The 20,436-nt window shown below is 38.2% G+C and carries 16 protein-coding genes; 11 read left to right on the top strand and 5 right to left on the bottom strand.

Annotated elements, in window-relative coordinates:
* Window positions 1-2 precede the first annotated feature (2 nt).
* Window positions 3-782, top strand: a complete 780-nt coding sequence (locus H6607_06185; GenBank protein MCB9261945.1) for a TIGR02757 family protein — start codon at window positions 3-5, stop codon at window positions 780-782.
* Window positions 783-831: 49 nt separating this feature from the next.
* Here H6607_06185 and H6607_06190 read toward each other — a convergent pair whose 3' ends face one another.
* From H6607_06190 to speB, 4 genes are all read right to left on the bottom strand, one after another.
* Window positions 832-2,880 (bottom strand): Omp28-related outer membrane protein, encoded by a 2,049-nt coding sequence (locus tag H6607_06190; GenBank protein ID MCB9261946.1) that lies wholly within the window; start codon window positions 2,878-2,880, stop codon window positions 832-834.
* Window positions 2,881-2,970: 90 nt separating this feature from the next.
* The gene (locus tag H6607_06195) at window positions 2,971-3,546 is read right to left on the bottom strand and encodes a thioredoxin family protein (GenBank protein ID MCB9261947.1); all 576 of its coding nucleotides are present in this window, start codon (window positions 3,544-3,546) and stop codon (window positions 2,971-2,973) included.
* A gap of 16 nt (window positions 3,547-3,562) precedes the next feature.
* Window positions 3,563-4,717, bottom strand: coding sequence for a cysteine desulfurase (locus tag H6607_06200; protein MCB9261948.1), 1,155 nt, complete (start codon window positions 4,715-4,717; stop codon window positions 3,563-3,565).
* 11 nt (window positions 4,718-4,728) lie between these two features.
* Complete coding sequence (gene speB / locus H6607_06205; GenBank protein ID MCB9261949.1) at window positions 4,729-5,625, bottom strand: agmatinase; 897 nt, start codon at window positions 5,623-5,625, stop codon at window positions 4,729-4,731.
* 113 nt (window positions 5,626-5,738) lie between these two features.
* Here speB and H6607_06210 point away from each other — a divergent pair, with 113 nt between their 5' ends.
* The 8 genes from H6607_06210 to H6607_06245 all read left to right on the top strand — a co-directional run bounded on the left by H6607_06210 (window position 5,739) and on the right by H6607_06245 (window position 18,303).
* Window positions 5,739-6,161 carry a hypothetical protein gene (locus tag H6607_06210; GenBank protein ID MCB9261950.1) on the top strand — a complete coding sequence of 141 codons (423 nt, stop codon included), beginning with the start codon at window positions 5,739-5,741 and terminating at the stop codon, window positions 6,159-6,161.
* Between the two features lie 110 nt (window positions 6,162-6,271).
* Window positions 6,272-8,170: a CBS domain-containing protein gene (locus tag H6607_06215; protein MCB9261951.1), complete on the top strand. Its 1,899-nt coding sequence runs from the start codon at window positions 6,272-6,274 to the stop codon at window positions 8,168-8,170.
* A 10-nt stretch (window positions 8,171-8,180) separates the two neighbouring features.
* Complete coding sequence (locus H6607_06220) at window positions 8,181-9,137, top strand: succinylglutamate desuccinylase/aspartoacylase family protein (GenBank protein MCB9261952.1); 957 nt, start codon at window positions 8,181-8,183, stop codon at window positions 9,135-9,137.
* Window positions 9,138-9,196: 59 nt separating this feature from the next.
* Window positions 9,197-9,862, top strand: a complete 666-nt coding sequence (locus tag H6607_06225) for a hypothetical protein (GenBank protein MCB9261953.1) — start codon at window positions 9,197-9,199, stop codon at window positions 9,860-9,862.
* On the top strand, window positions 9,855-10,184 hold the full coding sequence (locus H6607_06230; GenBank protein MCB9261954.1) for a hypothetical protein: 330 nt from the start codon (window positions 9,855-9,857) through the stop codon (window positions 10,182-10,184). Before H6607_06225 ends, H6607_06230 begins: the two co-directional genes overlap by 8 nt.
* 225 nt (window positions 10,185-10,409) lie before the next feature.
* Window positions 10,410-10,820, top strand: coding sequence for an SMI1/KNR4 family protein (locus tag H6607_06235; GenBank protein MCB9261955.1), 411 nt, complete (start codon window positions 10,410-10,412; stop codon window positions 10,818-10,820).
* 78 nt (window positions 10,821-10,898) lie between these two features.
* Window positions 10,899-11,072: a hypothetical protein gene (locus H6607_06240; GenBank protein ID MCB9261956.1), complete on the top strand. Its 174-nt coding sequence runs from the start codon at window positions 10,899-10,901 to the stop codon at window positions 11,070-11,072.
* A complete protein-coding gene (locus tag H6607_06245; protein MCB9261957.1) occupies window positions 11,059-18,303 on the top strand; it encodes a gliding motility-associated C-terminal domain-containing protein in 7,245 nt (2,414 codons plus the stop codon). The genes H6607_06240 and H6607_06245 overlap by 14 nt, the downstream gene beginning before the upstream one ends.
* Before the next feature lie 4 nt (window positions 18,304-18,307).
* On the opposite strand, the gene H6607_06250 is transcribed toward H6607_06245, so the two are convergent.
* Window positions 18,308-18,586, bottom strand: a complete 279-nt coding sequence (locus H6607_06250; GenBank protein MCB9261958.1) for a DUF3817 domain-containing protein — start codon at window positions 18,584-18,586, stop codon at window positions 18,308-18,310.
* A gap of 104 nt (window positions 18,587-18,690) precedes the next feature.
* Here H6607_06250 and H6607_06255 point away from each other — a divergent pair, with 104 nt between their 5' ends.
* Window positions 18,691-20,004 carry an SH3 domain-containing protein gene (locus H6607_06255; protein MCB9261959.1) on the top strand — a complete coding sequence of 438 codons (1,314 nt, stop codon included), beginning with the start codon at window positions 18,691-18,693 and terminating at the stop codon, window positions 20,002-20,004.
* On the top strand, window positions 20,001-20,420 hold the full coding sequence (locus H6607_06260) for a hypothetical protein (protein ID MCB9261960.1): 420 nt from the start codon (window positions 20,001-20,003) through the stop codon (window positions 20,418-20,420). Before H6607_06255 ends, H6607_06260 begins: the two co-directional genes overlap by 4 nt.
* The last annotated feature ends 16 nt before the right edge of the window (window positions 20,421-20,436 follow it).

A 20,436-nucleotide genomic window follows, 5' to 3' on the forward strand; every position in this document is an offset into this window, starting at 1 on the left:
GTTTGAGTGATTTTCTGAAAATCAAATCTTTACTTGATGATTGGTACCAAAAAACCAATCATATTCGATTTATTGAGAATGACCCTATTTCTATTCCTCATAAATTCAGGAAACTGCCAGATATAGAAATTGCCGGTTTTTTTGCGGCCATCATGGCATGGGGAAACCGCAAAACCATTGTTTTAAAATGTACTGACCTTTTAAATCGGATGGATAATGCTCCGCATGATTTTGTTAGTCATGCAAAAAAAAGTGAATTGGAAAGACTAAAAGGTTTTGTGCATCGAACACTCAACGAAACAGATGTGCTTTATTTGGTTGATTTTTTTTGTCGATGGTATGCAGAAAACGATAGTTTGGAAAAGGCTTTTTCGAGGTTTATTACTCCAACGGATACATCGGTAGAAAAAGGTTTAATAGGATTCCGAAATCTGGTTTTTAACACTGAATATGTTCCAAAACGAACTCAAAAACACATTTCGAGTCCTGTCACCAATTCTGCCACCAAACGAATAAATATGTATTTGAGGTGGATGGTTAGAAAAGATAGGAGCGGGGTTGATTTTGGTTTGTGGAACGATATAAATCCAAATCAACTGGTTTGTCCGCTGGATGTTCATGTACACAGAGTTGCCAGCCATTTGGATTTGCTTACGCGACCGCAATCTGACTGGAAAGCGGCCATTGAATTGACAAATAATCTAAAAAAGTTTGATGCCGACGACCCCATAAAATATGATTTTGCCTTATTTGGTTTGGGGTTGGCAGGTTTTGCTAAATAAAAAAGGCCTCACAAAGTGAGGCCTTTTATCTATCTAAAATATTTTGTGTTTATTGAACAGTTACTGGTTTTGTAACCATACCAAAATCGGTAACCAACTGAATGTAGTAAACACCAGCAGCCAAATTAGATACATCAATTGTAGCAGAATTTGAGCCTTGGCTTAAATTACCTAAATTTTCAGTTGACAATTCTTGACCGTTTGTATTCAACACTTTTACTTCAACATTTGAAGAACCTGTTAAATCAAACTCAACATTTACATTGTTTGTAGCAGGGTTTGGATAAATATTGAATGAGTTGCTCGCAGTCAAATCAATTACTCCACTTGTCAAATCAGCATAAGCTGCTTGATACACCTCTTTGGTCGTAGAATTTTGCAACCAAACAATTACTTGCAAGTCGCTAAACTCCTCTACAGAGTTTGCAGTGGTGTGGTTTATCCAGTTTGCTTGCGAACCATCGGCAGGCAGCTTATAATCACCATTAAAGGTATAAGAATATGTTTTTGAAACTTTGCTTCCTTTAGTTAAAGTGCCAATGTTTTGACCAGAACCACCTGTCATCATTTTTTTCATAACATGGGTAAACTCTGTTTCGCCATTAGATTTTACGTTTTGATAGGTTGTACCTTCCACAATAGCAACATGAAGCAAATTGGTGCCAGAAAAATCTGCAGCTGGATCTAATTCAATATTTACAGCTACTGTTTTTCCATACATTTTTGTGGCAGTGGCGGTAATACCAACAAACGATGGTTTGTCTTTAGAATCGTTGTGCATCTGAGCAGTAAATGATTGAGCATTTCCATCCCAACCACCGTCTATTTCCATTCTTGGAATAGAGTTGATAGCGTAATAGTTTCTTCTATCGTTCGATTCTGCCGTGCAGTATGGGTCACCAGTTCCTGGCCAGCTTTGTTGAAACTTAATGTATACGCATTCATCTTCTTTACTGTCTATTACATTATGGAAATTAGCATTTCCAGGGTTACAAGGTCCACAAGTTGAAGATGTGAAAATTTCGTACAATGGCAATCTTTGGAATACCTTATCATGTACATTAAATGTAAAATTCATTTCATCGTTTGCCATATTAGCATCTGCGTTTCCGTTTGGCATTGACGTCCAAACTTTTATATCAAACTTGCCAATTTGAGGAAAAGTGTATGCAGTTGGGTGTGTAAAATTGTAATATGCACCTGGGGCGATATTTACACCAGAAATATTTTGAGTTACATCCGCACCGCCATTCACGCTATAGTTGATGTCGAAGCTCGTGATTGCGTTTGCACCAATATTTCTGAAGGTTCCCTTTACGCTTGCCGAACCATTGGCTAACACATAATCTGGTTTCATATCAATGTCAGTTAGCATAATGTCTTCTCCAGCTTGTGTGCCTGGGTAGAAAGCATAGTACACGTTGTCAACAGGTGTGGCATCATTACCCGCACGGTTTTGTACACTTGGAGAACCCGCAAGAGAAATGGCGTTACTACCGTCAAATTGCAAACCTACGGTAAAGGCTGTTTTGTCGGTGCAAGCTGTGGTTCCATTCGTACATTGATTTCTTTGGTCAACAATGTAAATATTGTTTGTTCCTTCTTCCAACACAATGCTCCAGTATGCCCATCCACTTTTTAGGTTTGGATGACCTGCGGTGTTCATTTGTACCCAAAACTGACGATTTGGAGAAGAGCCAAAAGTTTTGCTCACAATAAAGTCGCCACTTCCAACGGTAATACCCCAAATAGCAATGGTATTGTCAGGCAAACTCGTACTTGGTAAAGCTGCATTTGTATTTCCAGGATAAGAACTTGGAGTTCCAAAAGTCAGCAAACCCTCACCAACCTTGCAAGTGGTGTAGTCGGAGCCATTAAAATTAAAGGTAAAAGGAATGTTAATGTCGCCAGACCATCCTGTTACAGGGCCGGTCATAACGGTTGTCCAAGTATTTGGCAATCCACCACCAACAGGATATTCTGGGTCGTTATTCAAGTTTCCGGGATTTTGTCCCAATTCCCAGTCTAAGATGTAGTACTGCGATTTTCCAACAATGCTAAGCGATAACGCTAACAAGATAAGAGTAAATTTTTTCATATTAAACACTATAAATTTTAAATGTGATGCGACAAATGTATAAAATTTAATTTATGCATTACAACCAGTTAATATTATGATTAAAAAAAATTACAAAAGGGCGTAAAATTCTTTTTGAATGGAAATGCCCTTGTCTCTTGCATACCAACCATGCAGTTCGGTTGCAAATTCATCATGCGATTTTCCGGAGGCTTTGCTTTCGAGAAATAATTGTTGTGCCTCTTTTGGCCGCGGCCCCCACGTAAACAAAATTTCATTTTCCGAATCAATAGCTATAACTTTTGGAATTGAACGCCCGCCATTGGTAAGAAATTGATCCATGATTTCAAGATTTTCATCACGTAATATTAGTTCGACTTTTATGTTATGATTATGCTTTGATAGTGCATCAATAATAGGTAGGTTTTGGGCCGCATCTCCACACCAGGCCTCGGTTAAAATAAGCCAAGTTTGGGGTTTTACTTTTTTAATTCTCTCTTCCAATTCGGGCAAAATTTTGACCGTTTTCTCAATCCGCTGCATCCTTTTCTGGTTAAGTTTTGTGTATTCGATCATATAGTCGTCTTGATTGCCTCCAGTTGTTTTTCCTTCGGCCAACAAATCATCCATCATTTGACGATATTCTGTGTACGAAAATGATTTTTCGTATTGATAATTAAATTTCATGCTTACCTTAACAATGCTACAACTGAACTGTTTGATTTTCTAAAATTGATTTTAGTGCAGAAACCGCCTCATCAATATCTTTTTGGGTAGAGAACCGACCAAATGAAAAACGAATAGCCTGCCTATCTTGCGGATGTTTAATGGCTTCTAAAACATGAGATTCTGAGGCAGCCCCCGAGTTGCAGGCCGACCCTCCACTACAACAAATTCCGGCTATATCTAATTTAAAAAGCAACAAGGCATTGTTTGATTGTGGCGGCACAGAGCAACTCAAAACGGTATATAATGCCTTTTCAAACGAAGTTTCTCCATTTATTTGGATTCCTTCTATTTGGTTGCACAATTGGTCAATGGCGTATTGCTTTAGCCCAAATATTTGCTTTTGTTCTGCGGCTAATTGGTCAAATGCCAACTGAAGTGCTTTTTCTAATCCAACAATTCCGGCCACATTTTCTGTTCCGGCTCTGTGATTTCGCTCTTGGCCTCCACCTGTTATCATTGATTTCAGTTTGAGCTGATGGTTTACATAAAGAAATCCAACGCCTTTGGGGCCGTGCAGTTTGTGTGCGGAGCAGGTCAGCAAATCTGCTCCAAACTCTTTTACATCAAAGGCATAATGCCCCATGCTTTGCACGGTGTCGCTGTGAAAAATACATTCGTTGGCTTTTGCTATTTCCGAAACCTTTTTGTAGTCGAGCAAGGTGGCAATTTCATTATTGGCGTGCATCAAACTTATCAGCGATTTGGGGTAGTTTGAGGCCAGCTTTTCCAATTCAGCTAAATCAACGTTTCCTTTTTCATCAACCGATACCAAATGTACGTTGCATCGGCCTTCTTTTTCCAATATTTTGCAGGTTTCTAAAACAGCCTTATGCTCAATGGGCGAGGTAATTATATGTTTGATACCTAAATCGTTTACAACACAACGAATGGCCATGTTGTCTGCCTCCGTGCCACCAGAGGTAAACACGATTTCGCGAGCCTCGGCATTGATTAATCCTGCAATCGTTTTTCGGGCATTTTCCAGAGTTGCCTTTGCCGTTCGGCCAATGCTGTGGGTGGCCGAAGGGTTTCCATAGTTGTTTTTAAACACCTCACACATGGCATCAATTACTCGTTCGTCGAGTGGGGTGGTGGCAGCATTGTCGAGATATATTTTTGAAGTAGCCATTATAGTCATTCTTAAAAATTACGTGGATTGATGGTACAATAACTTAAAACTTTATAGGCCAACTGAGCCAATAAATATTCCGACCTTATCTGGCCTTCAATGGGTGCACATTCCACAATATCAAAACCAACAATTTTTTTATTCGTACATATTTGTCGGAGTAAGTTTAAGGTTTCATACCAGAGCAAACCGCCTGGTTCGGCAGTACCAACTGCGGGACAAATGCTCGGGTCGAGGCCATCGGCATCAATGGTTATATATACCTCATCTGTTAAATGATTGAGTATTTCTGAAATATAGGTTTGGTTGTTTTGCAGCTGGTGGCCATAAAAAGTCTGAATGTTTTTGCTCGATTTTATCAATTGTGATTCTTCGATGCACTGAGCCCGAATGCCCACCTGACTTATTTTTACTCCCAAATCATTTATTCTTGCCATTACACTTGCGTGCGAATACGGATTTCCGTGATATGCTTGTCGCAAATCGCTGTGGGCATCTATTTGAAGAATAGAAACATTCGAATTTTGTTTGTGAAAGGCTTTAAACACACCGTATGTTATGGTATGCTCTGCTCCAAAAGTCATCACAAATTTTTGGTTATCAATATGTTTGGTAGTGTTTTCTTCAATAAATTGAATGGCATTTTCGTCGGCTTTTCCTTCAAAGTTTAAGACTTCCTGCGTGGCTATCCCAATTTTTTTGTACGGTTCGTCGTCCAATTCTTCATCATAAAATTCTACAAAATGAGATGATTCTAAAATGGCTTCCGGCCCTTTGTCGCTGCCTGATAGGTAGGAAGATGTATGCTCGTAAGGCAACAATTGCAGAACCACTTTGCTTTTATGATAGTCAAATAAATCGGGTTCACTAATGCCCAAAAAATTACTGTCTGAATCGTAAAATTTCATGGTGCAATATTAGTTGATTAGTTTGTTAGTTCATAAGGCTTGGAAGCTGTGCAAAATATTGCTTTGTACAGATTCTGGGGTTATGAGAAAAACAGTATCTTTGATTGGTTTTAATGTATTCCGCAATAGGAGCAATGATAGATAATATCAAATACATCATTTTAAATCTTTACTTCGGTTTTATTATTTCATTGTTGTTTGGTCTTATCGTAGTGTGGATAGAATATGATGTTTCATATTTTTTTGGTTTTATCATGGTTTTACCGAAGATTCTTTTTATCAATTTAGTTTCTGTTTCTATTTACCTGACAATAAGACGTATAAGTGCCAACCACAAGCTTCAGATACTATTTATTTTTATTTCTAATCTTATATCCGGTGTAATCTATTTTATTCCTGATATTATTACTAGGAGTCCTGTATTTGAGGACTTAGTAAGTCAAAATTTTGGTTTTACCATCTTTTTTATTTTGAATGTTGGCTTTCAATGTTTCATTTACATCCGCGAATTGCGACTGCTAAATGCAACTGAATAAAAGAGGTAGAGGCTAAGGCTTGGTCAAGACTCAATTCGCAATCGAGCCAAAAATCAACTAAAATTTTCAACTTTCACTGTTTCGATTAACTTTGTCCGAAAACTAAAATTATGGGCGAGCAGGCTATTAACACTTTTTCTGATTCGAACCAACGGCGTGCATTTACAAAGCAAGTGCTTGAAGACATTCAGGCGTTGGATTTGATGCTTCAAAAAAACATGATCGAACGCCATACCAGTAGGATTGGAGCCGAACAAGAGTTGGTGCTACTCGATAAAAATTGCAAACCCGCAAGCAATAACATGGAGATACTAAAGACTATCAATAATGAATATTACACCACCGAATTAGCTCGGTTTAACCTTGAAATAAATTTAGACCCCTTTGATTTTAATGCGGATTGTTTTTCGGCTATGGAAAACCAATTAACCGGCTTGCTAAAAGCCGGAGTTGAACAAGCTGCTTTGAAAGATACTAAAATTCTGCTGACAGGAATTGCTCCAACCATTGAACAGTCTAATCTTCATTTTGAACACATGACCCCCAACGTGCGGTATGAAGCTCTTAACAACATAATGCTGGCCGAAAGAGGAACTGATTTTGAGTTGAACATAGACGGAAAAGACGAGCTTATTACACGACACCCCAACATATTATTTGAGGCGTGTAATACCAGTTTTCAGGTGCATCTTCAAATAGACCCCGACGACTTTGTGAAAAAATACAATTGGGCACAGTTTATTGCTGGCCCGGTTATGGCTATTACCACAAACTCGCCATTGCTAATGGGCAAAAGGCTATGGAGCGAAACACGTATAGCCCTTTTTCAGCAAAGTGTTGACACCAGAAATACTGGAATGATTGCCAGAACAAAAGAACCACGAGTTTCTTTTGGAAAATCTTGGATTAAAAACTCGGTGACCGACCTTTACAAAGACAATGTGTCACGGTTTGGTTCGCTCGTTCATACCGAATTGGACGAAAATTCGCTGGCTCTGGTAAAAGATGGAAAAGTGCCAAAACTAAAAGCTCTAAATCTGCACAACGGAACTGTATATAAATGGAACAGACCGTGTTATGGAGTTGGAAATGGCATACCACATTTACGCATAGAAAATAGGTATATACCCAGTGGACCAACCGTTTTAGACGAAATGGCAAATGCTGTTTTTTGGCTCGGATTAATGCAAGGTATGCACGAAAAATATGCCGATTTGCCCAATATGATGCCTTTTGAAGAAGTTCGATTTAACTTTTATAATGCAGCCCGCCGCGGCATTGATTGCCAGTTTAACTGGTTTGGAAAAATAATTCCGGCCAAAAGATTGCTCGAAAAAGAGATGCTACCCATGGCGTATGCAGGGTTGGACAAAATGAATATCAACCAAAACGATATTTCAAAATATATGTCGGTTATTGAGGGAAGAATCCGAAAAAACATTACCGGCTCCAAATGGATGATTCACAATTTTAACCAAATGCTTGCGGGCAGCACGCCCAATGAAGCCAGTATCAATCTTACCAAAAAAATGCTCGAAAATCAGGAAAGTCAGAAACCGGTTCATCGATGGAAAAACATTGAATTGAATGAGGTGGTTGGCCAAAAAGAGTTTAAGCGGGTAAATGAAATTATGGAAACCGATTTGTTTACGGTGCACGAGGATGATGCCATAGATTTGGCTGTAAACATGATGAACTGGCAAAACATTAGGCATATTCCTGTAGAAAACAGCCAACATAAATTTGTAGGAGTTATCAATGCACACTGCATTATTGCCTATTTGGCCGACAAAAAACAAACCAACGAAGTGGTGGCCGTAAAAGAAATTATGATTGCCAATTTTCCGACCATTTCGGCACATGCCAGTGCCAGAGTGGCCGTTATGGAAATGGCTCAAAAAAGGGCTGACGCTTTGATAGTAGTAGATATTGAAAACAGATTGCAAGGCATTATCACCGAAAGCGACATTATTCAGGTGTTGAACATGACAAACAAAATAAGCGAATAAGCAAAAAGGGATGCGGGAGGATGTTATAGAAATAACCAGCTTTAATGAAAAATTAAGCGTTGAAAGAATAATCGGCAATTTGGGCAACGCCACAGGAAATACCATTCTGTTTTTGGGCGGTGTGCACGGCAATGAAACTTCGGGAATTGCTGCTTTGCATGAGGTTTTTGGCCAATTAAAAAAGGAAAATAAAACTTGGAGTGGCAGAGCTATGGCCATTGTGGGCAATATGGAAGCCTCCCGACTGGGCCAACGCTATGTTTATAAAGATTTGAACCGCATTTGGACTCGCGAAATTATTGACGACTTACATTATGGCAGATTAGACACACGACATACCGAATTTGCGGAGTTGGTGGCCGTGTATAAAATCATTTCGGAATTGATAAAAACTACACAAGGGCAGCTCTATGTAGTAGATTTGCATACCACATCAAGCCCAACCATTCCGTTTATTGTCACCAACAACGAAGCCCGATGCAAGGCATTTACAAATCATTTTCCGATGCCCGTCATCAGTGGTTTAACCGGATTTTTGGATGGCACGTTGTTGTCGTATATCAACGATTTGGGCCACGTAGGTTTGGCTTACGAAGCCGGCCAACATAACAGCCACCAATCGTTTTTAAAACATGAAAGTTTTATTTGGCTTAGCCTTTATCACTCGGGTATTTGCACCGATATTGACCAACGATTGATAAACTTACACAAGCAAACATTGGAAGAAGAATTGGTTACCCGAAACAACAATTTTAAACTTATAAGTCGATATAAAATTAAAGAGGATGAGGCATTTAAAATGAATTTGGGATATACCAATTTTCAAAAAATATTTGAAGGGGAGGAGTTGGCTCAAAATCAATTTGGAAAAATCAAATCACCTTATGATGGGTTTATTTTTATGCCACTATATCAGAGCCAAGGAGATGATGGATTTTTTATTGTAAAGCCCGAACAAACTGAGTAGAGGCGTTGGCTGATAAGGCTCTGTTTAAAATCAAATTTGTAATTTATTAATATTGTAGAATGATTCTAGAATTGAATTATTTTAAAGATTGGACAGTAAAAGAAGCTGAGGTTGTTTACAAAAAGTTTTTAGAAAACTATGATAGCTATCTTGAGCAAGTTGATAAGTATGTAAAGCCAAAACAGACATATTCTATTGAGGAATTGGATGAATTTGGTTTTTGGATACAAAAGACTTTTCAAGGACTTATAGAATGTATAGATTTTTCGAGGGTCGTAATAACCAACATTGAAGAATTGAACCAACGATTAGGGATGCCTTTTGAGGAATTTAACAATGTGTTTACCGTATATTTAGGTAATGCGTTGTCTCATCATTTTGGGGGTTACTTTGTCTTTGAAAAAACAAATAGTACTATTCGTGGCTATCCTACATTTACTGATTTTGGTCCTAATACTCTTCCTCATTTAGGCGGTGTTATTACTCCACATTGGGAGCTGATGAGTAGGTTTAATTCCTACTCAACGGATTACAATCGTAAACTTGGACTGGTAATTACAGATTTGTATAAAAAAATGATTAGACAAAGGGAAACCTTTGGCGTGAAAGAAGAATTTACAGATTTCAAGCGAACCCTACCTAATATGTCAATTCAAGAATTATTAAAAGAATTTGGCAAATGGGATTATAATTTAATAGATAGAAAAAAAAGATACAATGAGTGATTTTGGATGTGTACTGCTTTTTACGAAAAGCGATGGAGAGCTTAACTCTCAAGACAAGCAAAAAGTAATCGAAAAACTGGATGAAATAATTCCCGATAGCGATTATAGTTTTATGATACAGGATGGCGATTATCGCACATTTTCGGATTGGGGGGATGGTATTCAGTGCATTCGGCTCACAGAGCATTATGACGACGAAGATGAAGAGTTAGCCGAATTTGCCGAAGAAGATGAGCTTCCAGATGCAGAAGAAATTGCTCAAATACTACAAGACCTTCTTGGTGATGGATACGAGGTAAAGGCAGAGTTTACTGGTTGGTAGAGTTTTATGTATCCCAACTACTCTCCCGATGCAATGGCTCTGATGGCAGGCAATGGTCTTATGAGCTGTTGTTTCTACAAAAGGAGATGCAGCGGCAAGCCTCTGCATGACGCAAACAAAACCCGTCATGCAGAGGCTTGCCGCTGCATCCCAATAATAAATATTTGATTTTTTTTGACTTTATTTGATAGGTAATAAAAATGAAACCACAGCAATATAAAAAGTATGAACAAAGTAGAAATAGAATTAGCAAAAAAACAGCTTACAGACGCTGATTTAGACTATTTTGAAAAGGAGTATAACAAAAAACTTCCCCAAAATTTTCGCAAGTATTTGTTAAAATACAACGGCGGTTTGGTAGAAAACAGAGATGATTTGGATATTTTATTGTCATTGTTAGAAGGGAATAAAATTGAGCACTGGGTGAGATCACATCAAATATTGGAGCAAAATATTGATCCTGACTATCTACCCTTTGCTAATGATCATACTAACAACCCTTATTGCCTAATACTAAAAGAAGGCGATGATTATGGAAAGGTGGTATTTATCGAAATGGATTTTCAATCGGATGAATATATCGTTGCAGACTCTCTCGAAGAATTTCTTGGGGTTGAGTCTATTGATGATTTGTAGGTATTTTTGCCTTGCAGGTGTCCATCGTGAGCATTGGCTCTGCCGGCAAGCAATGGCCAATAAACTTAGTATTTATGCGTGTTAATTTCTACAAAAGGAGATGCAGCGGCAAGCCGCTGCATGACGGATTTTCCTTTTTGCCCCTCATCCTATCTTAAAACCAATTCTGTAGCCATTGCCTCTTGCCTGCAAAGCACCTATCAAACAGAAAAGCGTATATTTGCAGGGAAGTCTGTACGTGTTGGATTATAAAAGAATATTAGCGACGATTTCTTTTTTGACCATTTTGGCTGCCGCTTATGGGCAGTCGAAGGTTACTATTTCCTCAAAATTGCCAACCGAGGTGAGTATTTGCGGAGCTCAAAAAGAGGTGGAAATGTCGGTACACAATATCACAACCTCCACCGTTAGCGGCATTTGGATAAAGGTAAATCTGCCAAACGGTGTCAACTATGTTTCAGGCAGTATTTCGGGAACAAATGTTACCGAAAAATCCATAACCAATCTTCAAGCCCCGGAGTTTTATTTGCCCGATTTAACCATTGCTCAGGGTTCTACATTTGTTTTTAAAATTCGCTCTGACTGCGATTTAGAAACCTTTTTAACCTCCGGAGGAATACCCAAAATTAATGCAACGTGCAACTATACAGGTGGTTCGGTAACGCACACGTCAAATCCGTTCAATGTTTTTCAACCTTCGGTAAATATTACGGGCATAACCAACCAATATTACAATGGCAATTTTGGCGAAGTTTTTATTCGGCAGATTACTATTAAAAATAGTGGAAAAGGAGAGGTGTCGGGTTTTACCATAAAACAAACACCCGAAACCGGATTGAAAATGCTGGGTATAAATGGTGGCAACACTTCCGTTTTGGGTACGGTTTTTACAACCGTTTTCGACAGTACCCAATTTAAAAATATGGGAAATGGTGATGTCTATTTTTCTCAAAATGAGGTGATAACCCTTGTAGATACTATCAAGATTATTGCTTGCTCCAAGCTAAATGCCTACATGAGTTTGCAATGGGGCTGCAACTCGAAAAACTGCAAAACAACCAACTATTCAACTCAGGTTAATCTCATAAATAAGGCACCATTATTAAAATACATCGTCAAAACAGCCAACAACAATTGTTTTGACGGTAGCTCAAATAAACAGCAACTTATTTTGGTGAACGCAGGAAACGATACCGCCCGAAATGTGCAAATTTCTATTTATCAATCAACCTCTTCCACTTTTACAGCCAATGTGCTTTCCAGTCTTGATACTTCTTCCATTTATTACAGTATCGGAAAAAATGGCACACCCAAAAAATTGAAACCAACCAGCACCAAGCTCAACAGTGTTTCGGGCATTTATTCTTGTTTGGGCAATTTTCCTATTGGAGCTTTTGATGTGGTGTTGCCTTTCGTGCTAAAATCAGATTCTATCTATATTTCTTGGAATAGTGTTTCTTGCTGCCCAGCCTCGTGCAATGCTGCTTTCTATGCCCATCGTTGGAATTATGAAGCAAGCTACTACGACCAATGCGGAAAAGCCATAAAACAACTTTCAACAGTGGCTTCGGCAGGTTTATTGCATAGCCTTTCTTTTTCGGCTTTTACACCCACCGACATCAAAGAAAATGATACCTTGAAGTGGGTTTTTACGGTTACCAACGGCACATTGGTCGGCAATTCTGCCTATTCCCAACTGGATGTTGTTTTTGAAATACCAAAAGGTTTACGACATTCTTTGCAAAAAAAGGATTTCCGATTTGAAAATCATTCGGGAGGCATTTGGCAGCCCAATTCCATTACAACCGTAGGAGATAGTATTGTAGCTCATTTTACGGGTGTTCCATCTATAAGCCTTGTTCGATCCGAGCTTATTGTTAGGTTTATTGGAGATTGTGCCGGGTCGGCAGTTTCTAAAGATAAAAACTATACTATTAGCTTTGACTATATACCCGATGGGCGTTGCACCAATGCCTGTGTTTTAAAAAGCCTTTGTCAAACCGGAACTATCCGAATTCATTGTGGAAATACGTGCAGTGGCGGATTAAAATTTAGGAATTTTGAAGCAAACCGTATCAGTTTTGGATTGCCGGATAACGACAACGATGGCTCGCCAGATGCCTCTGCCAGCTTGGATTTGGATAAAATAAAACGAGAAAGACTCATGTTTGGAGATACGCTTCTGACGAAGTTTAACGGCAAAATTAGCTCGTATGGCTCCACAACTTCTTGGAGTAGGCTAACGGCCTCTACCTTTATTCCGTATGGAAGATATTTGTCTGTATCCAACGTCACAATCCGAATTTTTAGAAATGGCAATCAACTGTACAAATGCAGCAATGTGCCATATACCTACGCGGCATCCGGAAACGACAGAATAGCCACGTTTGATTTGAGTGCAGCCTCTTTAAAAACAAGTGGTTGCCCGCTATATACGGGTTTTGCCTATATGCCAACCGACAGCGTTGAACTTTTGGTGAAATATGCTGTTAGCATCAACCCGGGAAATTTTATGCAGGAAATTGAGCTTAAAAACAGCTTTTATCTGCATACAGTTGCCAACCCCACCGCGGCTCAACGCTATCAATGCGATACGTTTTCCGGAAAAATAGTTTTGGCTGGATATTATTTTCTGAATTACACAAAAAACTCGGTAAATGCCACCGGATGCAATGAGTTTGAATTGTATCAAGCCTATTATTTGAGTGTTGGTGCATGCTGTAGCAACTATGCCGGGGGCAACCTTTTTCCATACGAATATCGAGCTTGGGCAAAACCACAAAATTTTAAAGTTTCTACCCCAAAAGGTTTTGATATGATACATGCCCGAATGTATCACTACCGAACCACCGGAACCGGAAATACGGCCTATCAGTATCTTGATACCATAACGCCTTCATCCATCTCTGGAGATACCACCACTTTTAATGTCGGTCAGCTTTTTGATGATGCCGGAGGTACATTAAAAATTAGCGATGACGGCTTTTATGGCTATCTATACTGCAAATTTCGCCCAAATTGCGAAGCACAGGAAGGCAAAAACCAGGTGGATTACACCTTCGATTTTAAACGATTGAACTATTTGGGAAATGGTTTAGAAACGATTCATTCAAACGGAGTTCATAGCGATGACATCTATCAAAGCAATCCTCAGATTTCGATAACCGCTTTAAACGATTTTATCAATGCCGACAGCGACACAGCAGTTTGGCAGATAACCGTTTCAAATAGTTCGAGCGTGGCCAACGCCAAAAATGTTTGGCTATATCCCGAAAGTAACGGCAACACGCAGGTACACAAAATCATTGATTTATCAACGAATTTGGCTATTCAAAAATCAAACGATATTTATCTAATCGGAGATTTTGGCATTGGCACATCTAAAACCTTTTTAATAAAAGCTACTTTTAAAAGTTGTGCCACCGATAGCTTTAAACTTAGTCTCGGCTACAATTGTTCCGACTATCCAGATAGTTTTAGCGTTGCTCAATGCACCTCGTTAGATAAAATTCTTCGATATACACCTCAAAATACGCGGCTCGAAATCGAGATTGTAAATACCGATTCGGTCATTCAGTTGTGTTCCGAAAATTATTACGATTTAAAAATAAAGAATCTTGGAAATGCCTCCGTTTTTAATCTTTATGTAGATGTGCACTCAAGAGATGGTATGATTTTTAACGATACTGCCTATCTGTTTTTGAACAGCACAGATTCTATTTTAGTCAATAATCCTGTTGATTTAGGAAATGGTATTATTCGCTGGAATATCAGCAATTTCAGCACTTTGTTGATTAACAAGGGGTTGTCAGGAATTAGTTCGAACACCCTGAGTGAAGTGACGTTGCGGTTGAAACTCTCAACCAATTGCGATTTTGTAAGTTCGAGCTATTATTTGGCTCGCCCCGGCGGAAATCTAAACTGCGGAAAACCCGTTCTGAGTTCGTTTGGTGTGAGCAAACCCATTGATATTATGGGTGTTTCAAAGCCCTACTACGGTTTTGTCGTTTTTGATAAACAACCCATAGATGCCTGCAACTATGATGGATTAAGCACGGCTCATTTTATCAATTTAGGCCCCGACACCACCGGAAATACAGATTATATACAACTTATTTTGCCCAAAGGTTTTTACCTCGATACTACATTTAAATCGAATATTCATAATGCTCCGTCTCAAAATCCGAAGCTAAAACAAGGTAAAAATTTAATTGGCCAATGGAAAATTCCGGCGGGCATACTTCCTGGCGATTCTGTTGTTTTTGGGTATAAAACCGTTTTAAATTCGGCAGAAGTTGAGTGCGGAAATACGCAGTTAATTATGCAATCCGTCGTTTCTCAGCCTGCATTGTGTGTGAAAGACAGTTCTTTATGCAATATTGATGTAAGCACGGCCAACGACTTGATGATAGATTCTATAAACAAAGGAATTTATGACGTAAACTGGGGCATAGCTTCGAGCGTGCAAAGCGGAAACAATGAGTTGGTAACATTGAATTATGTGTTGAAAAATATTGGTTCGGACAAATCGGCTGGAGTGCCACTTTTGGTTAAAATGGTAGTGGATGCCAATAAAAACAATCAAATAGATTCTGCTGATATGCTGATTTCAACAGACACCATTTGGAATCAAATTCAAAAAAATCAATCCATTACACGTTTGATAAATTTTGAGGCAAATCCTGCCAATATATGCAACTTGTGGTTGGTCATTGATTCCACAGGGTGTGTGTGTTCCGAATTTTATAAGAAATTGCCAATCATTCATTTAAAAAATGCAGGAAGAGATACCCTTTCTTGTCCCGAAACGAATATTGCAATCGGAAGCAATAATTCAAAGTCATATACCTACAAATGGCTTTCTTCTTATGGTATTGCTCAGGTTGATAGCGGTTTAACCGTTTTTAACGGTAATAATTTTAGCAATAAAGACACCAGTTTCAACTTGATTTTGCAAAGCGACAGAGGAGGGGGCTGCCTATCAAAAGACACTGCCATAATAACACTTCATCCCAGCATTGTCCTATCTATGAATCCTGTTGAAGAAATTTGTCAAAATCAATCGGTTATAATTGGAAATTTGGCTACAGGTGGCATTGGAATTAAAACGTACAGATGGTCGCCAACCGATAGTTTGTCTAATGTAAATGGCTCGAAAACAATAGCAAAACCCTTAGCTACGACAACTTACTTTCTACGGGTGGAAGACACCAAAAAATGTGTACACACAGATTCGGTAAAGGTGGTGGTTCATCAAAATCCGAAGGCTGATTTTGTGTTTGGCGATACGTGTGTCGGTCAAAATTATTCGTTCAAGAATTTATCTACAAGTGCCGGTGCAATCTTGGATTCGATAGACTGGCATTTTGACAATGGAATTCATTTCTCGAACCAAACTCCTGCATTTTTTCCTGTTTCTGATACCTCTCAAAAACTTACTTTATTTGTTAGAGACAGCTTCGGTTGTGTTGATTCTACCACCAAATTTATCAATCCATATTCATTGCCCATTCCGAATTTTTTGCCTCAAAATGGTTGCCAATTTGATAGCCTTTTTGTGCAAGATTTAACCAAAATTAAAACAGGTAGTTTTTTTAATAGTTGGAATATTAATAACAATGTTTATCAAACACAGAATTTATCGGTGTTGGCAGTAGATTTTGGAAAATATGATGTAAAACTGATTTCGACAAGCGACCGTGGGTGCGTGGATTCTATAACGAAAACAATTGAAGTTTTTGAAAAACCTATTTTAGAAATTGATGCTCAAAATGCCTGTTTAGGTCTAAAAACGGACTTTGCCATAAAAAGCAGTTTTATTTCTTCCGACAGCGTGGTGCAATGTTTTTGGAAGTTTGGAGATGGGGTAGGGGTTGCCTCCCAAAAAGATACCATTCACAGATACGCAAATGAAGGCTTGTATAGTGCTGAAGTTTATGGAATAACGAACAATGGCTGCCGCGATACAGTGACAAAAAACATAGAGATTTTTCCAATACCGGTTGCCGACTTTTATGCAGATACCGTTTGCTTTGGCGATTCAACTCATTTTTTCAGTACAAGTACTGTTGTTTCGGGTGGCGTTTCGAGTTTGGACTGGAATGTTGGAAGTGGATTTTTCAGAGATTCGGCTACCATGTCAAAAAAATTCAATCAATTTGGGGTATTTCCGGTGTCGCTTATTGCAGAAACCGACCATGGGTGTAGAGATTCTTTTTCAAAAAATGTAAAAATACACTTTTCCGAAAAGCCATTTTTGGTTGTAAATGGGCATTGCACAGAAGCTCCTATTTTGTTGAAACATCAGAGCAATTTTTTAGATTCCATTTTGAGTGTTGAATGGAAAATTGATGCAAATGCCACGGTTATTGCTGATTCGATAATTCAGCAATTTTTGTTGAGTGGAAACCATACGGTTTATCAAAATATTCTCTTTAACAACGGCTGTCGAGCTGATTCCAATTTTACAATAAAGGTGGATGACACGCCAATTGCCGACTTTAACTTTAATCTTCCTTGTGCTGATAATTTGGTTGATTTTAATTCAACTTCCTCCACCAAAACGGGTTTCATTATCAATAACCTCTGGAATTTGGGTGATGGCAACAATGAGAACACAGCTCAATTCAATCATTCCTACACAAATGCCGGAATTTATTCGGTTCAACTTTCTATTGAAAATAATTTTGGTTGCAAAGATACCATGCAGAAAACCGTGCAGATTGACAGCATTATTATTCCAGATTTTCAGATTAAAGATATTTGTGCATTGGATAGTCAACTTATCTTTGAGAAAAGCATGTTTAGACGACAAAATATTTCAAAAATTCAATGGAATTTGGGAGACGGAACAATTTTGAATGGTAGAGACTCATTGGAATATGCCTATAAAAACGGCGGAAATTATACAGTGAAACTTTCGTTTACCACAAATCAGGGTTGTGATTATTGGGTTGAGAAAAGTGTTGTAGTTTATCAATTACCGATTTCGGATTTTGAAATTTCCCCCGAAAAAATTGATATAGTTCATAACCAAATTTCCGTAATCTCCACTGCACAAGGAGCAACCGATTTTGAATATTATATTTCGGATGGTGCCAGTTTTTCTTCGCCAGATTTTGAATATTCTTTGCTCGATACGGGTTATTTTACCATTACCCAAAAGGTAACAAACTCATTTGGTTGTACCGACATTTCTGAGAAAAGGGTATATGTAAATTATCTGATTAACATCTTTATTCCCAATGCTTTTCATCCAAATAATGACGGGAAAAATGAATATTTTGAACCCCAAGGCATGGGAATTTCAACCTACGAACTGCAAATTTTTAACCGATGGGGTGAGCAAATATTTTACTCAGAAAAAGGGGAGGCCTGGGATGGAAAAAATGCACCTACCGGAGCCTATTTTTATGTATTACGCTTAACCGATTTTAGGGGTGTTCCGCACAATTATAGCGGAATAATACACCTTATTCGTTAGTATTTTATTTCAAATATTTCTTGTCTATTAAAAGAAAGGCAAACGGAATAATGGATGCCAATAAAATCCATTTGGTTTTTGTTTTATCCCAAGTGTATTCAGATTTTAAATATAAAGCCATGAATATATAGGCTACAAATAGCAAGCCATGTGGCATTCCTAACATTTTTACATATTTCGGCTCGTCTGCAAAATGCTTTAATGGTGTGGCAATAAATAATAGAAGTATGAAGGAAATACCTTCCAAATAAGCCAATATTCTAAAGCTGTTTTTCAAATTCATGCTGCAAAACTATCGTTCGGAGGTTTAAATTTCGAGATAGATTTTAAAAATGTCAGAAAAAATCCTTTATTTGCTTATAGACTTACATTTAATAGCTACAGGAAATGATTACAATTACCAAAAAACACATTACAAACTCCTCAAACCGACCTTTTAGAAACCTCATAAGCACAAAGGGAATAATTATTCATTGGACTGCAAATTCAGGAACTAATGCAAATGCGATGGCTCATTACAATTATTTTCAGAATCACGATGTTGGAGCTTCTGCCCATTTTTTTGTTGATTCAAATCAAATTATAGAAATCATACCGGACAACGAAGAAGCCTATCATGTGGGGTCAAGATATTCATCGGGTTATACAGATTTGGCAAATACCATTCGGGGTACACACTACACTCCCAATGCCTTTTTAATTGGGGTAGAAATGTGCGTTAATCCTGAGTCTGATTGGGATTTAACCCAGAAAAACACCATTGATTTGGTAAACCATTTGATGCAAAAGCATGGTTTAAATGCAAATCAAGTTTGGAGGCATTACGACATTACTTTAAAAGACTGCCCTAAAATGATGACGAATGAAGAAGATGAGGCTTGGGGTAGGTTTAAACAAATATTAACCTCTGGAAATTTCCCGGATGAAAGTAAAAAAATTGGATTGGGAACAGTAAATAGTCAAGACCTAAATGTGCGGATGGGCAACGGCACTTTCTTTAAAAAAGTTGGACAATTGGCCTTAAACAGTCAAGTGGATATTTATGAAAGTGTTGGCACGTGGTATAGAATTGGCAAAGGGCAATGGGTGAGTAAATCATACATTACCTCACAACCTTTGCCAAGCAATAGCACCACCAATGCCGCTGCATTGACTGGAAAAGTGACAGCCGATAAACTGAATGGCCGCAGTGGTCCGTCAACCTATTTTGATGTGGTTAAACAATTTTTGAAGGATGAAGTGCTGTCTATTTTTCAGCAAGAAGGAGACTGGTACCATGTGGGCAATAATGTTTGGGTACACAAAAATTACGTTGATTTGGTAGAAAACACACCGTACAAAAATGGAATTGTAACTGCTACCCAGCTTAACATTAGAGGTGGTGCAGGCACAAACCAACCTATTGTTGGCAGCCTAAACAAAGGCGATGAGGTAAAAATATTTGAAGAACGTAACGGATGGTATAGAATAGACACTGACCAATGGGTTTATGCACTTTACGTAATCGAAAAAGTTATTAAAAGCGGTCGGATAAATACTACCGTTTTAAATGTTAGACAAGGCCCTGGTACGCAGTTTCAAATAGTTGGTCAGGTACACCAAAACGATAGAGTTTCAATAATAGCCCAAGAAGGTGATTGGTATAATATAGATACTGATAAATGGGTGCATTCCGGTTATGTTTTATTAGAAAATGTATGAAGGTAAAAGGCTTCTTTTTTTTCGTAGCTTGCGGTTTGGTTGCTGGTTGCAAACTGCAAAAGGCAGCCACAAGTGGCCAAGCTGAAAGCACGAATCTCGAAAAATTTGTAACAGAAATTAATTTGAGTATTCAAAATCAAGACTATGACCAGTTTTTGAATTTGGTTGATTCCGATTACAAATCAATTCAATTAAAAGCCGTTGGCGATACTGCACAGTTTGTTAGCGAACTTTTTTGTGGCCAATTTGAAACCAAGTATTATTGTCCGCCATTTTCTGAAATTAAAGCTGTTATGTTAAACGCAGATAATAAAACCTTTTTGATAATTCTGAATTCAGGAATTTCTTACAAATCTAATTCTGTTGAAATAGTTTTAAAAGATAATAAGTATTATTTGATTGGAGCCTATGGCTAATTGATATGTATTAGGG

The organism is Flavobacteriales bacterium (genome assembly GCA_020635395.1).
Classification (GTDB): Bacteria; Bacteroidota; Bacteroidia; order NS11-12g; family UBA9320; genus UBA987.

Excerpts from the sequence above, each read along its gene's own strand:
- H6607_06235 (MCB9261955.1), top strand. The coding sequence starts at position 10,410 with ATGAACAAAGTAGAAATAGAATTAGCAAAAAAACAGCTTACAGACGCT.
- H6607_06195 (MCB9261947.1), bottom strand. The coding sequence starts at position 3,546 with ATGAAATTTAATTATCAATACGAAAAATCATTTTCGTACACAGAATAT.
- H6607_06200 (MCB9261948.1), bottom strand. The coding sequence starts at position 4,717 with ATGGCTACTTCAAAAATATATCTCGACAATGCTGCCACCACCCCACTC.
- H6607_06220 (MCB9261952.1), top strand. The coding sequence starts at position 8,181 with ATGCGGGAGGATGTTATAGAAATAACCAGCTTTAATGAAAAATTAAGC.
- H6607_06215 (MCB9261951.1), top strand. The coding sequence starts at position 6,272 with ATGGGCGAGCAGGCTATTAACACTTTTTCTGATTCGAACCAACGGCGT.
- H6607_06210 (MCB9261950.1), top strand. The coding sequence starts at position 5,739 with ATGTATTCCGCAATAGGAGCAATGATAGATAATATCAAATACATCATT.
- H6607_06190 (MCB9261946.1), bottom strand. The coding sequence starts at position 2,880 with ATGAAAAAATTTACTCTTATCTTGTTAGCGTTATCGCTTAGCATTGTT.
- H6607_06230 (MCB9261954.1), top strand. The coding sequence starts at position 9,855 with ATGAGTGATTTTGGATGTGTACTGCTTTTTACGAAAAGCGATGGAGAG.
- H6607_06225 (MCB9261953.1), top strand. The coding sequence starts at position 9,197 with ATGATTCTAGAATTGAATTATTTTAAAGATTGGACAGTAAAAGAAGCT.
- H6607_06250 (MCB9261958.1), bottom strand. The coding sequence starts at position 18,586 with ATGAATTTGAAAAACAGCTTTAGAATATTGGCTTATTTGGAAGGTATT.
- H6607_06260 (MCB9261960.1), top strand. The coding sequence starts at position 20,001 with ATGAAGGTAAAAGGCTTCTTTTTTTTCGTAGCTTGCGGTTTGGTTGCT.
- H6607_06255 (MCB9261959.1), top strand. The coding sequence starts at position 18,691 with ATGATTACAATTACCAAAAAACACATTACAAACTCCTCAAACCGACCT.
- speB (MCB9261949.1), bottom strand. The coding sequence starts at position 5,625 with ATGAAATTTTACGATTCAGACAGTAATTTTTTGGGCATTAGTGAACCC.